We start from the raw sequence: 17,430 nt of genomic DNA, 5'->3' as shown, positions 1-17,430 counted from the left end.
GCCTTCCTTCATCCCTAAAGCGGAGACCTCCCATGAAGATGATCATTGCGGTCATAAAGCCCAGCCGCCTCGACGCCGTGCTGGAAGCGGTCACCGAGGCTGGAGCCTCTGGCCTGACTGTCACCGAGGTTCGCGGCTATGGCCGGCAACGGGGCAAGACCGAGGTCTATCGCGGCGCAGAGTACGAAGTGAAACTCCTGCCCAAGGTGAAGCTGGAGATCGCCGTCCCCACCGATATCGCCGACGCCGTTGTCGAGGCTGTGGCCCGGACCGCCAATACCGGCAAGATCGGCGACGGCAAGGTCTTCGTCCTGGATCTGGAAAAGGCCCTGCGCATCCGCACCGGCGACACCGACGCCGCCGCCATCGCCGGCTAGCCTATCTGGGCGAGCGACGGCTGAGCAGGAAGAGCGCTGTCTCGGCCCGCCAGTTTTCAATGGCCCGCTTGGGATTGATCGGCCGGGCGGGCTGACCTTCGGACAGGGCGGCGCAGGCTTCGATGCGGATGTCCAGGTCATCGCACAGGGCGATGAAGTCATGCAGGGTGCACAGGTGGATATTCGCTGTCGCCCACCAGGGGTCCGGCAGGGCGGAGGTCTCGGGCATGCGCCCCCGGGCCAGCAGGGCCCACCGCACCCGCCAGTGGCCGAAGTTCGGCACCGAAACCACCGCTTCGTCAGCGATCCTGAGGAGTTCCGACAGTACGTGGCGCGGGTCGCGCATCTGCTGCAGGGTCTTGGAGAGGATGGCGTAGTCAAAGGCCTTGGAGGGGAAATGGTCCAAGTCGCGGTCGCCGTCCCCCTGCACCACAGCCAGTCCCCGGGCGAGACAGGCTGAAACCCCCTCGCTGGAGATTTCCAGACCCTGTCCGTCGATCTGCTTTTCCCGGGTCAACATTTCCAGCAGTTCGCCCTCGCCGCAGCCCACATCGAGGACGCGGCTGCCGGGCGCCACAAGCCGGATGATCTCCCGGAAGTCTTCGCGCACCTGGCTCACTTCAGGCCCCGCTTCTCGGCAGCCGAAGCCAGGAAGCCGCGCAAGGCCGAGTCCAGGGCCGGCTCTTCCAGGAAGATGGCGTCATGGCCCTTGTCGGTCTGGATTTCAGCAAAGCTGGCCCGGCAGCCGGCGGCGTTCAGGGCCCGGACAATGTCGCGGCTTTCGGAGGTGGCGTAGAGCCAGTCCGACGAGAAGGACAGGACGCAGAACCTTACGTCCCGGGCCTTCTGGAAGGCCTTGGCCAGGACGCCTTCGTGCTCGGAGGCCAGGTCGAAATAGTCCAGGGCCCGGGTGATGTAGAGATAGGAGTTGGCGTCAAAGCGGTCGACGAAACTGGCCCCCTGGTGCCGCAGATAGCTTTCCACCTGGAAGTCGGCGTTGAAGCCCCAGCTCAGACCGTCGCTCTGCAGTTCCCGGCCAAACTTCCGCTGGAGGGCGGTTTCGGACAGATAGGTGATGTGGGCGGCCATGCGGGCCACGGCCAGGCCCTTTTCCGGGCGGACCCCGGCCTTCACATAGGCGCCGCCCTGCCAGTCCGGATCTGCCATGATCGCCTGACGGCCGACCTCATGGAATGCGATGTTCTGGGCTGAGTGCCGGGGCGCTGCGCCGATGCAGACGGCCGAGAAGATCCGGTCCGGGAAGTCCGCCGCCCACTGCAGGACCTGCATCCCGCCCATGGAGGCCCCGACCACGGCGAACAGGGTGTCGATGCCCAGGGCCTTGACCAGCATGGACTGCGCCCGGGCCATGTCGCCAATGGTGATCATCGGAAAGGACAGGCCATAGACCTCGCCGGTCGCGGGATTGGTCGAGGCCGGACCGGATGAGCCCATGCAGCCCCCCAGCACATTGGCGCAGATGATGAAGTACCGCTCGGGATCCAGGGGCAGGCCAGGGCCGACCACCCGCATCCACCAGCCCGGCTTGCCGGTCACCGGGTGAGTCGAGGCCAGGTGCTGGTCGCCAGTCAGGGCATGGCACACCAGGACCGCGTTGGACCGGTCCTCATTGAGCACGCCATAGGTCTGATAGGCCATTTCCAGGGGCGCGAATTCGGCGCCGGAATCCAGCTTCAGGGGCTGATCCGCCGGAAAGCGCCAGATTCCCCCTCGGGACTCGACTTCGGTAATGGCGGGCAGGGACTTGGGCATCGCCCCGCTTGGAGCGCCAAGCACTTTGTCTGTCAACCGCTTCGCGTCAGCGGCAACCCCGGCTATGTAGGGTTCGGGCTTACGGAGCGAGCATGAACAGGCTGATCCTCTTGCGTCACGGCGACGCGGAACGGGACGCAGAAAGCGGCGATGACTTCGACCGGCGTCTCACCCATCTGGGGCGTCGGGAATCCGAAGGCGCCGGTCAAACCCTCAACGAGATGGGCCTGATACCCGACCTGGTCGTGGCCTCCGCCGCCGTGCGGGTGCGTGAGACCTGGGAGGAGGTCGCCCGGAGCTTTCCCGGGCTACAGCCCCAGTTCGAGAAGGAGCTCTATCTCGCAGAGCCCGGCTTCCTGCGCAGCGTCATCACCCTGCGCGGCGCAAAGTGCCAGACCCTGATGATTGTCGGCCATAATCCGGGACTGCAGGACCTGGCGACCCGCATGCTGATCGAAGGTGGGGCGCCGTCGTCCGCCATCAGCCGGATCCGCACCGGCCTGCCCACCGCGGGGGCGGCGGTCTTCCTGATCAATGATAACGGCCAGCCGACCTATGACGGGCTCTTCTATCCCCGGGACCGGCGCTAGCCATGGCCCTGATCTACAAGATCCTGCCCCGCACCGAATGGATGGAGGCCCAGGCCAGGGGCCGGTTCGAAGGCTCGGCCATCGACCACGCCGACGGCTATATCCACTTCTCCACCGGGACCCAGGCCCTTGAAACCGCCCGCCGTTATTTCGCGGGCAAGCCTGATCTCGCCGTACTGGTCGTGGAGGCGGACGACCTTGGCCCGGACCTGAAGTGGGAGCCGTCCCGGGGCGGAGACCTCTTTCCCCACCTCTACGGCGCCCTCGACTGTGGCCGTGTGCTGGAGGCGCGGGATGCGCCCCTGGGCGAGGATGGGGTTCCGCAACTGGGAGATCTCACATGACCCTGGCCCACGATCTGATCGCCCGGGGCCTGCACCTGCTGGACCCGGAAGACGCCCACCGCGCCACCATTGCGGGCCTTTCCCTGGGCCTGGGTCCTCGCGCCCCGGCGCATCACCCCATGCTCGCCACCGAGATCGCCGGGATCAGCCTGCCCAACTGCATCGGTCTGGCGCCCGGCTTTGACAAGAACGCCGAGGTCTTCGGCCCCATGCTCGCCTCAGGCTTCGGCTTCGTTGAGTGCGGCACGGTCACGCCCCTGCCCCAGGCGGGCAATCCAAGGCCCAGGCTCTTCCGCCTGACCCCGGATCAGGCGGTGATCAACCGGATGGGCTTCAACAATGAGGGCCTTGAAGCCTTCGCCGCCCGGCTGGCCCGCCGCGGAGCTGGCGTGGTCGGCGCCAATATCGGGGCCAACAAGGAAGCTGAAGACCGCATCGCCGACTATGTGACGGGCCTCGAGCGCCTGTGGGGCATGGCGGACTATTTCACCGTCAATATCTCCTCGCCCAATACGCCGGGCCTGCGGGGGCTGCAGACCCGCGCCGCCCTTGAGGACCTGCTGGGCCGCCTGGCCGAAAAACGCGACAGCCTCCCGGCCGAAGGCAAGGCGCCCGTCTTTCTCAAGGTGGCGCCTGATCTCGAGGCCGATGAGATCGAAGCCATTGTCGAGACCTCTGTCGCCCAGGGCCTTGCAGGCCTGATCGTCTCCAACACCACCCTGTCGCGGCCAGCCCTGCGCTCGGCCTTCGCCAGCGAGAGCGGCGGCCTGTCCGGCGCGCCCCTGACGGACCTGGCCCAGAGCAAGCTGAAGGAATTCCATGCGGCGGCGGCCGGGCGCCTGGTCCTGATCGGGGTTGGCGGCATCGGCTCAGGGGCCGAGGCCTATGCCCGGATCCGCGCAGGGGCCAGCGCGGTCCAGCTCTATTCCGCCATGGTCTTCAAGGGACCAGGCCTGGTGACCACCATCGCCAGGGATCTGGCGGCGCGGTTGAAGGCTGACGGTTTCACCGGTGTCGCCCAGGCTGTTGGCGCCCAGTAGCCTGATGAGAGACCTGCCAGCCCCCGTCATTGCCCATAGGCCCTTGATGGCTTACGGGAATTGTCATGGCTGACGCCCCCAAGTCTGCGGTGACGCAGTGGACGTCCGGACGCCGATTCTTCTGGCCCGGCGGTCTGTCCGCACGCCTGCTGATCCTCACGGCTCTCTTCATCCTCCTGGCGGGGGCCATGATCCTGCCCCCGGCCCTGGCGGCGCGGGAGGAGCAGTGGCTCCTGGACCGGGTCCGGGCGGCGGAACTGGCCTCCCTGGCCACGGAAGTGGCGCCCGACCGGGTGGTCACCGAACAACTCTCCACCCAGCTGCTGGTGGGCGCCGGGGTCGAGACGGTCGCCATCCAGTCTGACGGCATGCGTCGCCTGGTCCTGCAGGGTCCCAAGCGGGCCGAGGCGCCCTATCTGGTCGACCTGCGCCATCAGGCGACCCTGTCGTGGCTGATGGCGCCTTTCCAGACCCTCACCGGCGGACCGGGCCGGGCTGTCCGAGTGATCGCCGAGCCCCGTTTCCGTGAGGCGGAATTCATCGAGGTGGTCGCTCCGGACGCCGAGTTGCGCAAGGAACTGTCGCGCAATCTCTGGAGTCTGGTCCTGACCACGGCGACGGTCGCGGGTCTCGCCGGCCTGCTGGTCTTCCTGTCGCTGAACTATTTCCTTGTCCGGCCCATGCAGCGCATCACCATAGCCATGGAGCGGTTCAGGGCCGATCCGGACGATCCCGCCGCCCACATCGAGCCCTCCGGCCGTCGCGATGAGGTCGGTCGGGCCGAGGTGGAGCTGGACCTCATGCAGGCCGACCTGCGCACGGCCCTCAGCTCCCGCGCCCGTCTTGCGGCCCTGGGCGAGGCGGTGGCCAAGATCAATCACGACCTGCGCAACATGCTGACCAGCGCCCAGCTGGCCTCCGAGCGCCTGGCGTCGGTCCGCGATCCGACCGTCGCCCAGGCCGTGCCCCGGCTGGAGCGGGCGCTGAACCGCGCGGTCAAGCTGGCCTCGGACGTCCTGACCTATGGCAAGACCCAGGAGGCCGCGCCTGACGCCCGTCCTGCCCCGCTCCTGCCCGCCCTGGAGGCGGCGGCCGAAGAGGCGCGGCTTGGCGGGTCTGTGCGTCTGATCACCGAGGTGGATACCCTCGCCCAGGTCATGGCCGACCCCGACCAGCTGCACCGCATACTGTCAAACCTGATGCGCAACGCACGTCAGGCCCTGGAACAGCATGCGCCGGCTGCGGGCGGTGTGGTGAGGGTCGTCTTCATCCAGGAGCCTGCCCAGGCCATACTGACCATCAGCGACAATGGCCCCGGCATACCGGAGCGCGCCCAGGAGCGGCTGTTCCAGCCCTTTTCCGGGTCCAGCCGACCCGGGGGCGCGGGACTGGGCCTCGCCATCGCCCGGGAGCTTGCCCAGGGTCATGGCGGTGACCTCATCCTGGCATCGACTGGCCCCGAGGGGACGAGCTTCGAACTGCGCCTGCCCGGCTTCGCGCCGCCCCTGGACAAGCCCAGGAGGCGGCGGGCGAAGGCGCCGTCCTAGGGGACCCTGGCCACGCCTTCCCGGCGGGGGTCAGCACCGCCGGTCAGGCCCTTGTCCGTCATCAGGACCCCGTGCAGGCCCGAGCCTTCCGCGCCGCCACCTGCGGTGAGATTGACCCCCTTGGCGGCAAGGCCTTCGACCACGCCGGGGGCGAACTTGTCGGGCTCTGAATTGTAGGGCGCGCCGCGGGCGATCAGGTTGGGCAGGGCGATGGCGTCCTGCATGGGCAGTTTCCAGTCCAGCACGCCCACCAGGGCCTTGAGGTTATAGGCGAGGATGGAATTGCCCCCCGGAGAACCGACGGCGGCGTAGAGGCGTCCCTTGCGGTCCAGCACAATGGCCGGCGCCATGGATGAGCGGGGGCGCTTGCCGGGCGCCACGGCGTTGGCGGCGGCCACGCCGTCCTTTTCAGTCGGCGAGAAGGAGAAGTCGGTGAGCTGGTTGTTCAGGAAGAAGCCGCCCACCATCCGGCCCGTGCCGAAAATGCTCTCGACCGTCGTGGTCATGGACACGGTATTGCCCGCGGCGTCGACAATGACGAAGTGGGTGGTGCCGCCTGGCTCCTGGGTATGGTCAGTTCCGCGGATGCCGGCGCCCTTGGGGTTGCCGGCCATGGGCGGCGCTCCGGCCTTGTCGGGATTGATGAGGGCGGCCCGGGCCTTCAGGTAGGCCGGGTCCAGCAGACCCGCCACCGGCACGTCCACGAAGTCAGGGTCGCCGAAATAGCGGTCCCGGTCGGCATACATCAACCGGCTGGCCTGGGAGAAGAGATACCAGCCCTCGACGGTGGTAGGGCCGTGACTGGCGATGTCGGTGTTTTCCAGCAGGCCGAGGCCTTCGAGCACAGCCGGGCCGCCGGAGGGGGCGGGCGGGGTGCAGACCACATAGATCCGGTAGGGCCGGCAGAGGGCCTCGGTCATCATGGGCTTGTAGGCCTTGAGGTCCGCCAGGGTCATGGTTCCCGGCAGGGTCCCCTCCGAGGTGCGCTTGACGATGGCCTCGGCGATGGAGCCTTCCAGCAGGGCCCTGGGGCCTTCGGCGGCGATCTTGCGGACGGTGGCGGCATAGGCCGGATTGCGCAGAAGGTCGCCGGCCTGGATCTTCTTGCCATCAGGCTTGGTGAAATAGGCTACGGCGTCGGGCTGGTTGGCCTGGGGGAAGGGGCTGCTGGCCATCATGGCCAGGCGGGGGCTGACAATGAAGCCCTGGTCGGCCATGCGCTCGGAGTCCACGAACAGGGTGGACCATGGCAACTTGCCATACCTGCTCTGGGCCATGTGCAGCATGGCCACGGCGCCGGGCACGCCGGTGGCCCGGCCGCTGACCACGGCGGTGACAAAGGGCAGGGGCTTGCCATCGGGCCCCATGAACATGTCGGAACTGGCGCCCATGGGCGCCTTTTCACGGCCGTTGAAGGCCACCACCTTGCGGGTCTTTGCGTCGTAATAGGTCATGAAAGACCCGCCGCCGAGGCCCGAGCTCTGCGGCTCCACAAGGCCCAGGGCCGCCTGCACGGCGACCGCGGCGTCGACGGCTGACCCGCCCCGGCGCAGGACATTGAGCCCGGCTTCCACCGCCAGCGGATTGGCCGCCGCCACCATCCCCTTCGATGCTGCAGGTGCAGTTGCCGCAGCATGATGCGGCTTGGTCCTGGCTTCCGCCGGGCTGTGGAGGGCGCCAAGGGTGAGGGCCGCAAACAGGGCCAGCTTCAGGGAACGGGATGTCGACACGGAAAACCACGCTTCAGTTTGAGATTTGAACGCACCATAGTCCCCGAGGAGGTTTTGATCTTCAGTAATCAAAACCTCATCTCTCCTTTTTGAGGTGTGACCATTTTCCGCGCCGAACCGGTGGCCACTTCGGCTGAAAATGGTCACTGCGCGTGGACAACAATCCTCTCAGCATGTTCTTGGTCCCCTATGAGCCAAACGCCCAAAACCCGACCTCCGGCGCCTGCGCCCGGCCCGCGCAACAGCATCACCGACGTGCCGGGCCTCAAGGTGGGCCAGGCCCAGGACGAGGCGGCCCGCACGGGCGTCACGGTGATCCTGCCAGACGACCGCGCCGTAGCGTCTGTGGATGTGCGCGGCGGCGGGCCTGGCACCCGGGAGACTGACGCGCTTTCGCCGGAGAACCTGGTAGAAGCCATTGACGCCATCGTCCTGTCCGGAGGCTCGGTCTATGGCCTGGCGGCGGGTGACGGGGTGGTCGGCTGGCTGGGCGCGCAGGGGCGCGGCTATGGACTGCTGGGGCGTGCGGGCGTGCCCCTCTCTCCGGTGGTTCCCGGCGCCATCCTCTATGACCTGGCTAATGGCGGCGAAAAGGCCTGGGCTGAAGAGCCCCCCTATCGCCGGCTGGGCCGCGAGGCGGTGATCAATGCGGGCCTTGATGTCGTCCAGGGCACGGTGGGCGCCGGCTATGGCGCCATGGCCGGCAGCCTGAAGGGCGGAACCGGAACCGCCTCGGTGGTCACGGTGGACGGCATGACCGTCGGCGCCCTGGCCTGCGTCAACAGCTATGGCGCCGTGGTCGCCCCGGGCGGACGCAGCTTCTGGGCGGCGCCCTATGAAATTGACGATGAGTTCGGGGGGCTTGGATCTTCAGACCTCAGGGCCGCCCCGGATGAGTGGGGTCAGGCCAAGGCCGATCCCGGCCAGAGGATGAACACCACCATCGCCTGCGTCGCCACTGATGTGGCCCTCACGCCGGCCCAGGCCAAACGGCTGGCCATCATGGCCCAGGACGGCCTGGCCCGCGCCATACGGCCCATCCATGCCCCCTTCGACGGAGACGTGGTCTTCGCCCTGTCCACCGGCCGCCAGCCCCTGCAGGGAGGCGACTTCACCATTGCCCGCCTGGGCGCCCTGGCCGCCGATGTCCTGGCCCGGGCTGTGGCCCGCGGGGTCTATGAAGCGACCCCCTGGCCCGGCGCCCAAGTCCGTTGTTGGAGGGATCTATAGATCGCTTTCGCGGGGGCTTGCACTTTGCCGCCGGCCCGATTAGGTTCCGCGCCCTTGCCGTAAGGCCATGCGCGCCCGTAGCTCAGCTGGATAGAGCATCAGACTACGAATCTGAGGGTCGGACGTTCGAATCGTTCCGGGCGCGCCATTTTTTCTCTGTATTTTCAGAGGCATAATTTTAGAAACTCCCCTTGGTTTGTGCCTTGCGGCTCACAGTTTGCAGTTGGTTTGCAAACTCAGTTGCTGATGCGTTCTCGAATAGTTCGATTGCCTGTTCTGCAAGGTAGCGTGTCGTATCGAGGTACTTTTCGAGAATCTTCGTCGCTGTCTCTAGCTTGTGCTTCGTAATCCCGCAGATCTGCGGAATCGTACATCCGGCTGCAGAAAGCAGTGTAACGGCGGTGCCGCGGAGGTCATTAAAATGCAGATCGGATCCTTCCAATCCTGCGAGATTGAATGCCGCCTTCCACTGCTTCCCGAAATGCCGTGCCGAGTATTTTTCTCCAGATCTTATGGATAGGACGTAGGAGCCTCTGCGCTCGCTATCGTCGAGCATTCCGCGGAGCGCCTTTGTGCAAGGGATGACCACAACCGGCGCCAGTTGCCCATTCTTTCCATTCTTTCCGATCCGCAACCGGAGGGTATGGCCATCATAATTTGACCATTGAAGCCCCAATAGGTCGCCTTGGCGGAGGCCTGTATGGAGTGCAAGGACCAGGGCCCTTTGCATTTCAAATGGAGCAAGTCGCATGAAGGCGTCGATATGGGTTGGCTCCCATATGATGGATGACCGATCCCCGTGGTAGTATCTTTTAAATCCCAGCAGGTGGTTGGTCTCAATTATCGCTGCATCGGCAGCCCAAGATAGACAGGAAGACAATACTGATAGCCTATAGTCTGCCTCGCGCGGTCCGGATATTTCAGCAACGCGTTCGCCATATTCAATAAAATGCCTACGCACTCGCCGATTATCCAAAGCTTTTACTGGAAGATCGCCAAATTCGTTCTCGAGAGATCGAATTTTCCGGACATACTCTTTCTGCGTCCTCTTGGCCAATTGCTTCTTGAAATGTTGGGAATGTGAGTACTGGTTCATCAGTCCCGCGAGCGTGCGGGAAACATGGTTGGCTTTCGGTGCTGCAGCTGCCTGGGCATATGAGAGTGCAAACTCGGCCGACCCTGGCTTCCCAGTTAGCCGCGCTCCTGTTGGACGATAGTAATAGTAGATGCCTACGCCGCCGGAGCTCAGACGCTTCCTAACAGTGTTGACGCCGGGCAGCTTAGCTTTCACGCCTGCGAAGCTCCCACTGAGTTAGCGCGTCATCTTCACTACTAGATGAGATACCGCTAAGCCGGTCCATAGCCTGCTCGAGTTTCTTCATATCGATGCGGCCGCCAGGCAATGTCGCTCGAGGGTAGTCGCCAGCCTCACAAGCTTTCTTAAAGCGCGGCCTGCTGAGGCCTGCAAACTTTGCTGCCTGTTCGATGGTCAATCCGCGGGGCCCAGGCGCCGAGGGCGACCTCCCCTCAATTGAAGAAAATTGCTCGCTCATTGTCAAAACACACGGCCAATCTGCAATCTTGCAACACATGCAAGCGACAGAATCGCGGTTCCAGAATTGTACCCTTGTTGCATTTTCCACCTGCTACGTGGGAAGATCATCCGAATGCCCCGGGTTTAGCTCTAACCCTCAAAGCGCGAGTGATAGTTTGTCAAAATATGGCATTAGTCAAAAAGATTTTTCATTCGATGACATAATGGCGCGCCTTTTAGCGATCCGCCAGTCGCAAAACATGACTCAGCAAGAGTTTGCAGATCGATTAGGGTTTCTGAAAAGAACGTATCTGACTTGGGAGCGCGGCGAGAGCGAACCGCCATTACGTCTTCTCGTTGCGCTCGTCCGAGAATTCGGTATCGATGCCAATTGGTTGTTAGAAGGTCCAGGATCTGTCCCAATATCGAAGGGTGCTTCGATGGATTGGCAACGAGCAAAAAGATTATATAAAGAATTGAAGAATGAATTAGACTCGGTTGGCCTATATTTAGATCCAGAGCAATTTTTCGAATATCTTGAGATTATATTTGCAGAAAATCCAAACGCTGAAGAAATCGTAAAAAGATCTGTCGTTAAGTGGATTGTTTCTAGAGCAAAAACATGAATACTGATGAAGATTGCGAGTCTTCAAATATTGTACATCCAAAGCAGTTCCAGAGCGAAATACGTATAGAACAGCGCACGGAAGCAAGATTGAATTCGAATTCCAACCTTTCACCGGCGCGGGGATTCAATCGAGCCGCAGTGACAGTTTTTTGTATTTTGGGCGTGGTCGCTCTGCTCCTATCCGCCCTTGAGCCTTCAAAGGGCCACGAAATGACGTGGAGCTCCGGCTTCTTATTGCTGTCTGGGGCGCTTTGCTTCGGGATCGCTGCAATTTTCCGATTTTCTAAAGATTTCAGGAATTAGCTACACACCAGCTCTGGTTAATGACGGCAGCCGATTGCTCGGCGGTCGCGATATCGAACTTCTGAATTTTCCTTTCCAATCTCCGTAGCGGGTTCAGCCGCAGGTCAGTGTCCCTTATCAATGCACCCACTATTCTCTCTCCATGAGGGGCGTGAGGCCTGTTCCGCATGATGGTCAGTCACTTGCAAAATTCAGCCTCCACGAGCTTAACCTTCGGTAGTCTGTCGAGTTGATGCGAGGGGGAACCGGGTGAAAATTCTACGATGGATATTTGGTGCGCTGCGCCGCTTCCTTGGGGGAGGGAAGCTAGACCCGGAACGATTCCCCATCAATTCAATGCCGCCGACTGGCTGGTCGCGTTCTGTTGTTGCAATAAATCTCTGGTCAGGTCCCGGGCGTCCGCCGCCGATGATGTGGAAGGACTGCAATCCACGAACCCGGGCGGTCTTCAAGGCAGAGCTGACATGTTCCGGTGGACACGGGGTCTCGCTCAGGACCCATTCGATTGCTTCGGATGGCTACGTTCATCCGAGCGTGGTGTGTATGGCGCCCGGTTGCGGCTTCCACGATTTTGTCCGGCTGGAAGGGTGGTCGGCCGGTGCGCTTTAGGTGGTCAGGCCGCGGCCAAGATGTCTTCCTCGCTGGCAAGAGCCTCGGCATTGATAGGCGTGCCCCTCTGGTCAAAGGCGTATAGCAAGGCAATGGATCGACCATCCCATACGTATCGAAAGTGCACGGCTTGCTGAGATCGTTGCAAGACGTCTCCGGTCACGATGGCTATGCAGGTCCCCGTGGGGCGCTCCCTGGGCCGATAGAGAATTCCTTGAGCCTCGCTCGGCATCAGGGCTCCAAGCTCTCGCCGGTCCTTCATCGGAAGACGCGCCGGGAAGTTTGACACACCACGCAGGTCCCAAAACACGCCGCTGACGGGTGTGCACAACATTCGCATGTCGAGGCCAATTGGCGCCTCCGACGTCGCTTCCATGAACGCTTGTCTCCGCGCGACTGACACCGCAAGGGCGGTTTGTCGTTCGGTAGCAACTTCGAGGCAGGCGCGGTCTTCGCCGAAAAACAGACTGCCGTCGGGATTTCCGTAGGCGAAGGGCGCGAGGTTCCAGTTTTGTAGGCGCGGGTCGGCGCCTGCGTCGCCCGTCGCGGCCGATGAGAGCCGCTCCAGCGACTTAAGCCGGGGGTTGGTCAGGTTCTCTGCTGCTACAAGATCTTCCTGGCGGTCGTTCGCGATCAGGCCTTCATAGACATTGACGGGCGGAAACCTCGACGGGATCAGCCGAAACGCTTCCCCAGACCAGTCCGTCAAATGTGAGCCCTCAAGCCCCACGGTGGGCATCAAGATATCTCCTCACCCGAATCACCCCGGACATGCTCTCCAGCATAATGTCCAACGCGCTGGCTCCGTCGAAGTAACGATTCTTCGCCCGCACCCAGGCCTCGCTGCGATCGTCCTGGGTGAAGAGGATGCGCAGCGATTTCCATATCCCCAAGATGTGTGACAGGCGTTCGTGAGTATCCGCGGGCAGAGCGCCGCCATCTTTCTTCCATTTAAAGAAGGTCGACCGCCCCGGAGAGCCTAGCAGTATGATCTGTTCGTCCGTCGATAACTTCCACCGATCAGCCATCGCGAAAAAGGCTTCAAGCTCTGCCGGAATCCTCGATTGCCCGGCACCCTGATGGGCGTCGGTTGTGTCTAGCTGCATATAGCACCTCCCATCCACATGTGGACTTGACGGAACATTTAGTCCCGATATAGACAGTCCACATCGGGACTTCTATTGCAAGGTAGTCCAACTGATTCACCCGTCAAGAGTCCGGCCGATGGTCGGCTCATAGGAGACCTAGAAAATGGATGACCTCGCCCATCGCGGCCAGACCTTCCCGGTCAACGGCCGGGACGTAGAATTTCCCGACCGTGTGGTCACGGGCCGCGAGGTCCTGACCAAATCCGGCAACGTTCCAGCCAGTGAGTTCCAGCTGATACTGGCGCACGAAGGCCGCACCCACCTAATCGGCACAGACGACGATATCGATCTCAAGGCGCAGGCCGGAGGCTTCCTCCGCGCCTTCCCCTCGGATCGTAGCTTTAGCTTCACCATTGACGAGGTGGGGCAGGTCTGGGGGGAGCAGGACATGGAGGTGGACGAGTTCCTCACCATTTGGCCAGCCTCGAATAACCATGACTGGGTGCTAGAGCGGGAGGATGAACCGGACGTTGTACTTTCGCCCGGCGGCCTTCTGTCCTTCGGCCCGGGAGGCGTCGAACACGTGGTGTCACGTAGGGCGGACCACGCGCAAAAGGTGCTGGTCACAGTCGTGACCACAGCTGGCACATTCCCTGCGGAAGGTTTCAAGCGTTATCCTGCGTCCGCGTTGATCAGCGAGATCCTGGCCGACGCCAAGCGCAAGCTGAAGATCACCGATACGGACACCTGGATCGTCACGGTCGGCGGCACGGACGTGGACGTTAACCTCACCTTGGCCCAGGCTTGCCTCGCCGGCGAGGTGGTGCTCGAATGGGGTGCGCGTGAAGGGGGCGGCGGTGCTTGAAGCCCTCTCCCGCGCCGCCTTTGACCGCGATGTGGGCCAGATCGACCCACGCGCCGTCAAGCTCTATGATTGGGAGATTGTCGAGGCGCGCTTCCCGATCTTCGATGTCATTTTTCGGCACAAGAGCGCTGCGGCGCTTAGGTTGCGTCTGACCTGCAAGGATTGGGACGAACTCCCGCCGGCGATCGAGATCATGGACGCCAGCGGGAAGCATCTTACGGCGCCGCCGCCGCACGTCGGCAGCGTCTTCCATCCAGGGCCGCACGACAATACCGGCCGCCCGTTTGTGTGCATGCGCGGTGCCCGCGAATATCACACCCACACCAGCCACCTCACCGACCTTTGGGACAACTACCGGGGACAATCCGGCCTAGACCTCGGAGGGATCGTTCTGCAGTTGTGGCGCGCCTGGAAGAGAGCCGTTAGATGACCGCCATTGTCCTGTCACCCACCTTGCTACGCGAGACCATTGACGTCCTCCGGCGCGGCGGGCTGCGGCAGGAGGAGCGGGTCGCACTCTGGCTGTCGACCGCAGCGCAGCGGTCGCCGACGCCGATCGTAGAGGTCTATGAGCCGGCGCAGATAGCGGCGATCGATTATTTCCGACTTCCACCGGAATCGATGCGGGCCCTGATGGATCATCTTCGATCGACCCGACGTCGGATCGTCGCGCAAATCCACACCCATCCTGGCCGCGCCTTCCACTCCGAAGTCGACGCCGAATGGGCCATCGTCCGCCACGTGGGGGCTCTATCCCTGGTTCTGCCCCGCTTCGCGGCCACGACGACCCAGGAGACCTTCCTCAATGAGGTGATGACCTACGCCTACACGCCCGACGGTGAATGGCGTCACCACCCGAACTTCGGCCTCGAAGCCCAGATCAGGATTGCTTGATGAGTGCGGCTGCACAGCAAAACGCACTAATGCTCGCTTCCATACTCGGGGTGGGCGAGGGCGAGGCAGGAGAACGTCTCAAGCGCGTCGTTCTCATCACGGCCGAGGTGGGATGGAAGACCGCTTGGGCGCGCGACATTGGCGAGCTAGTCGGCCGCACCGTCCAGACGGAATTTGACCTGGGGGAAGCCCTGCCCGACCTGGAGGTGGTCGTCGGCGGAGCTGAGCCCCGCACGGCCGCTAAACAGCTTTTCGTTGACCTTGACGCCACGCGAGCCATCCTCGGCCAGGATGCTGTCAGGCTCCTAAACACCCAACCTCATCCGCTATACGCCGCCGCCGCCGCGTGCGCCGCCGCCGCGGCCACGGTCCATGCGGTGATCGAGGATCAGGCACTGCCCCAGGCCCGCCTGCCTATGCGCCTAGACTATGCTCAGCTCGGGGTTCCAGACGGTGCCCTTGACCGTCCACTCGTTCTTGGGTCGGCCGTCATGGCTGGCGCTGGGGCCGTGGCGCATGGCTTCCTGCGCGCCATTCGACATCTCGACGTCCGTGGTGAGCTGTCGATTGTCGATCCCAAGGTGGTCCAGGGCGGGGTGCTGAACCGCTGTCTATATCTGGTCGAGGACGACATCGACCGCGACAAGGCAGTGGCCCTGGCGGAGCGCGCCCAACTCGACCTCCAGGGGCTCACCCTTCTTCCACGCGTAGAAGATTTCAAAGCGTTCGTCCGCATCCTCGGCCGACCGCCTGAGACGGTCTTCGTCACGGTCGACAGCCGCCTCGTCCGCCGCGCCATACAGCTGGAGGCGCCCCGGCGGATCATCGACGCATCCACCACCGACGTCCGCGGCGTGATAGTGCACTCGAATACCCTGCCCACCGATCATGCCTGCCTCGCCTGCATCTACCGCCACGTGCCGGAGGAGCAAGCCCGGGAGCGCTCAATCGCCGAAGGCCTGGGCGTCGACCTGGCCGACGTTCGGAGCGGTCTCATCACCGAAGGCGTTGCGCGCAGGATCGCGCAGACGCACCCCAGTATCGACGCGTCGGCCATCGTCAACCTAGCGTTTGACAGCTTGTTCCGTCAGCTCTGCTCGGAGCAGGCCCTGGCAACCCCCGAAGGCCGTCAGGTTCTTGCGCCCTTCGCCTTCGTCTCAGCCTGGGCGGGCATCCTGATGGTGGTGGAGATGCTGCGGTGCTTCGCCGATATCACCACGACTAACTACTGGTCAGTCGATCCATGGAACCTGCCGATCGCCCGATCCCGCACGCTGCGGCCCCGACACCCAGATTGCCAGTTTTGCTCGAAGCCCGAATTCGAGCCGATTATTCAGTCGCTGTGGGGCGATCACGGTGCCCGGTAGCTGGACCTCCAGGTCCTCACGGATCGGCTAAGCGATCACCTATTTCATATCGAGACCAAGCAGTAGGTGCTGCTGCTTTATATGTGTGATAAAGGACATTATCACATATAGGTGGGACATGGCGCGGCAGCTAACGACAGACAAGCAGATCGACGAGTTTCTCGCAAAGGTGTGCCGGGAAGCTGCGCACCATGCGCCACTGGTCGATCAGGTGATCAAGCCGCTTTCTGACGCCGTCAGGGCACGCCTGGAGCTCGGCCGCACTGGACACGACGTTTCCGTCTATGAGCGCAACGGTCAGACTGCCCGTACCTGCTGGGTCAAGGTTGGGGGCCAGCGCTGGTGCTTTTCATATGACTACACGCAAGGGAAAATCGACCTGCGTGAGCGCAACACTCAAGGACGCGTTGTTTTTCAGTTCGACAACGCGACCTCCGCTGTGGCGATTGCTCGCGAAGTTGGTAGGTTATGAAGCGGCTCGTCCAGCCCGTTAGATTTCAAAACCTACCGTCGATAGTCGCGGCTGCCGGCGAGCGCGCTCAAATCCGATTTCTCGAATTCTTCGCCACGACCATCAGAAACGCCAACACGCGCCGGGCCTATGCCCGCGCCGTGGTCGATTTCCTGGCTTGGTGCGAGGGCAGGGGGGTGGCCTCGGTCACTGACGTCCAACCGCTCCATGTGGGCGCCTACATAGAGGCTCTAAGCCTTTCCAGATCTTCGCCAACGTCAAAGCAGCACTTGGCAGCGATCCGCCATCTCTTCGACTGGCTGGTGATGGGTCAGGTCGTTCCGCTGAATCCAGCCGCTTCAGTGCGCGGACCATCCCATAGCGTCCGCCGGGGAAAAACACCGGTGCTCGATCCGGCAGAGGCTCGGCATCTCCTTGATGCGATCGACATATCGACCCCGGTCGGTCTGCGTGACCGGGCGCTGATTAGCTTGATGGTGTTCAGCTTTGCACGCATTGGCGCCGCCTTGGGAATGAAGGTTGAAGACGTCTTTGTGCAGAACCGTCGGCTCTGGGTTCGCCTCCACGAAAAGGGCGGCAAGCGTCACGAGATGCCTTGCCACCATTCGCTCGAGACATTTCTGGACGCCTATCTCGACGGCTGCGACCTGCGGCGTGATCCTAAAGGGCCACTATTTCGTACGATTGAACGGGGTAGGTCGGCGCTTAGCTCGAGACCTCTCCCACAGTCGAACGCCTATGCCATGATAGGGCGTCGGGCCTGTGCATCGGGCATCGCCACTAAGATCGGCAACCACACATTTCGCGCTACGGGCATTACGGCTTATTTGAAGAACGGCGGTACGCTGGAAAATGCAGCCGCTATGGCAAATCACGCCTCCACTCGCACCACACAGCTCTATGATCGGCGCTCCGATCAGGTCAGCCTTGATGAGATCGAACGTATACGAATCTGATATTGAGTTGATATCTTCTGCTACATCAAAATAGGATTTGATGCGGTCGCGCATATATTGCATATGGAGCCGAGACGATATAT

The 17,430-nt window shown here is 62.8% G+C and carries 19 protein-coding genes and 1 tRNA gene; 14 read left to right on the top strand and 6 right to left on the bottom strand.

Annotated elements, in window-relative coordinates:
* The first annotated feature begins 32 nt into the window (after positions 1-32).
* Positions 33-377, top strand: coding sequence for a transcriptional regulator (locus tag CFE28_16335; protein OYU71418.1), 345 nt, complete (start codon positions 33-35; stop codon positions 375-377).
* 1 nt (position 378) lies between these two features.
* Here CFE28_16335 and metW read toward each other — a convergent pair whose 3' ends face one another.
* On the bottom strand, positions 379-996 hold the full coding sequence (gene metW / locus CFE28_16330; protein OYU71417.1) for a methionine biosynthesis protein MetW: 618 nt from the start codon (positions 994-996) through the stop codon (positions 379-381).
* Positions 993-2,150 carry a homoserine O-acetyltransferase gene (locus CFE28_16325; protein OYU71416.1) on the bottom strand — a complete coding sequence of 386 codons (1,158 nt, stop codon included), beginning with the start codon at positions 2,148-2,150 and terminating at the stop codon, positions 993-995. The genes metW and CFE28_16325 overlap by 4 nt, the downstream gene beginning before the upstream one ends.
* A gap of 92 nt (positions 2,151-2,242) precedes the next feature.
* Between CFE28_16325 and CFE28_16320 the strand changes: the two genes are divergently transcribed.
* The 4 genes from CFE28_16320 to CFE28_16305 all read left to right on the top strand — a co-directional run bounded on the left by CFE28_16320 (position 2,243) and on the right by CFE28_16305 (position 5,671).
* Complete coding sequence (locus CFE28_16320) at positions 2,243-2,740, top strand: histidine phosphatase (protein ID OYU71415.1); 498 nt, start codon at positions 2,243-2,245, stop codon at positions 2,738-2,740.
* A gap of 2 nt (positions 2,741-2,742) precedes the next feature.
* A complete protein-coding gene (locus tag CFE28_16315) occupies positions 2,743-3,084 on the top strand; it encodes a dihydroorotate dehydrogenase (protein ID OYU71414.1) in 342 nt (113 codons plus the stop codon).
* Entirely contained in the window at positions 3,081-4,124 is a 1,044-nt protein-coding gene (locus CFE28_16310) for a dihydroorotate dehydrogenase (quinone) (protein ID OYU71413.1), read from the top strand. Before CFE28_16315 ends, CFE28_16310 begins: the two co-directional genes overlap by 4 nt.
* A 65-nt stretch (positions 4,125-4,189) precedes the next feature.
* Positions 4,190-5,671, top strand: coding sequence for a two-component sensor histidine kinase (locus tag CFE28_16305; GenBank protein OYU71412.1), 1,482 nt, complete (start codon positions 4,190-4,192; stop codon positions 5,669-5,671).
* Here CFE28_16305 and ggt read toward each other — a convergent pair.
* Entirely contained in the window at positions 5,668-7,272 is a 1,605-nt protein-coding gene (gene ggt / locus CFE28_16300) for a gamma-glutamyltransferase (GenBank protein OYU71771.1), read from the bottom strand. The two genes, CFE28_16305 and ggt, sit on opposite strands and share 4 nt — an antisense overlap.
* 318 nt (positions 7,273-7,590) lie before the next feature.
* On the opposite strand from ggt, the gene CFE28_16295 reads away from it, so the two are divergent.
* Both CFE28_16295 and CFE28_16290 read left to right on the top strand, forming a co-directional pair.
* A complete protein-coding gene (locus tag CFE28_16295) occupies positions 7,591-8,631 on the top strand; it encodes a peptidase T4 (protein ID OYU71411.1) in 1,041 nt (346 codons plus the stop codon).
* Positions 8,632-8,702: 71 nt separating this feature from the next.
* Positions 8,703-8,779 (top strand) — tRNA-Arg (locus CFE28_16290).
* Positions 8,780-8,809: 30 nt separating this feature from the next.
* Here CFE28_16290 and CFE28_16285 read toward each other — a convergent pair.
* Positions 8,810-9,922, bottom strand: coding sequence for an integrase (locus CFE28_16285; GenBank protein ID OYU71410.1), 1,113 nt, complete (start codon positions 9,920-9,922; stop codon positions 8,810-8,812).
* Between the two features lie 194 nt (positions 9,923-10,116).
* Between CFE28_16285 and CFE28_16280 the strand changes: the two genes are divergently transcribed.
* Complete coding sequence (locus tag CFE28_16280) at positions 10,117-10,791, top strand: hypothetical protein (GenBank protein OYU71409.1); 675 nt, start codon at positions 10,117-10,119, stop codon at positions 10,789-10,791.
* Between the two features lie 918 nt (positions 10,792-11,709).
* Here CFE28_16280 and CFE28_16275 read toward each other — a convergent pair.
* Both CFE28_16275 and CFE28_16270 read right to left on the bottom strand, forming a co-directional pair.
* Entirely contained in the window at positions 11,710-12,444 is a 735-nt protein-coding gene (locus CFE28_16275; GenBank protein OYU71408.1) for a hypothetical protein, read from the bottom strand.
* A complete protein-coding gene (locus tag CFE28_16270) occupies positions 12,425-12,811 on the bottom strand; it encodes a hypothetical protein (GenBank protein ID OYU71407.1) in 387 nt (128 codons plus the stop codon). The genes CFE28_16275 and CFE28_16270 overlap by 20 nt, the downstream gene beginning before the upstream one ends.
* A 145-nt stretch (positions 12,812-12,956) precedes the next feature.
* On the opposite strand from CFE28_16270, the gene CFE28_16265 reads away from it, so the two are divergent.
* The 6 genes from CFE28_16265 (at position 12,957) to CFE28_16240 (ending at position 17,347) form a co-directional block, all read left to right on the top strand.
* Complete coding sequence (locus CFE28_16265; GenBank protein ID OYU71406.1) at positions 12,957-13,658, top strand: hypothetical protein; 702 nt, start codon at positions 12,957-12,959, stop codon at positions 13,656-13,658.
* Positions 13,651-14,088, top strand: a complete 438-nt coding sequence (locus CFE28_16260) for a hypothetical protein (protein OYU71770.1) — start codon at positions 13,651-13,653, stop codon at positions 14,086-14,088. The genes CFE28_16265 and CFE28_16260 overlap by 8 nt, the downstream gene beginning before the upstream one ends.
* The gene (locus CFE28_16255; GenBank protein OYU71405.1) at positions 14,085-14,552 is read left to right on the top strand and encodes a hypothetical protein; all 468 of its coding nucleotides are present in this window, start codon (positions 14,085-14,087) and stop codon (positions 14,550-14,552) included. Before CFE28_16260 ends, CFE28_16255 begins: the two co-directional genes overlap by 4 nt.
* Positions 14,552-15,919, top strand: a complete 1,368-nt coding sequence (locus CFE28_16250; GenBank protein OYU71404.1) for a hypothetical protein — start codon at positions 14,552-14,554, stop codon at positions 15,917-15,919. Before CFE28_16255 ends, CFE28_16250 begins: the two co-directional genes overlap by 1 nt.
* A 118-nt stretch (positions 15,920-16,037) precedes the next feature.
* Positions 16,038-16,391, top strand: a complete 354-nt coding sequence (locus CFE28_16245) for a hypothetical protein (protein ID OYU71769.1) — start codon at positions 16,038-16,040, stop codon at positions 16,389-16,391.
* Entirely contained in the window at positions 16,388-17,347 is a 960-nt protein-coding gene (locus CFE28_16240; GenBank protein ID OYU71403.1) for an integrase, read from the top strand. Before CFE28_16245 ends, CFE28_16240 begins: the two co-directional genes overlap by 4 nt.
* Positions 17,348-17,430 lie beyond the last annotated feature (83 nt).

This window comes from Alphaproteobacteria bacterium PA2, assembly GCA_002256425.1.
In the GTDB taxonomy this organism is placed as follows: domain Bacteria; phylum Pseudomonadota; class Alphaproteobacteria; order Caulobacterales; family Caulobacteraceae; genus Phenylobacterium.
The sequence above is the reverse complement of the archived record's forward strand: the minus strand, read 5'-3'. Positions and strand labels throughout refer to the sequence as shown.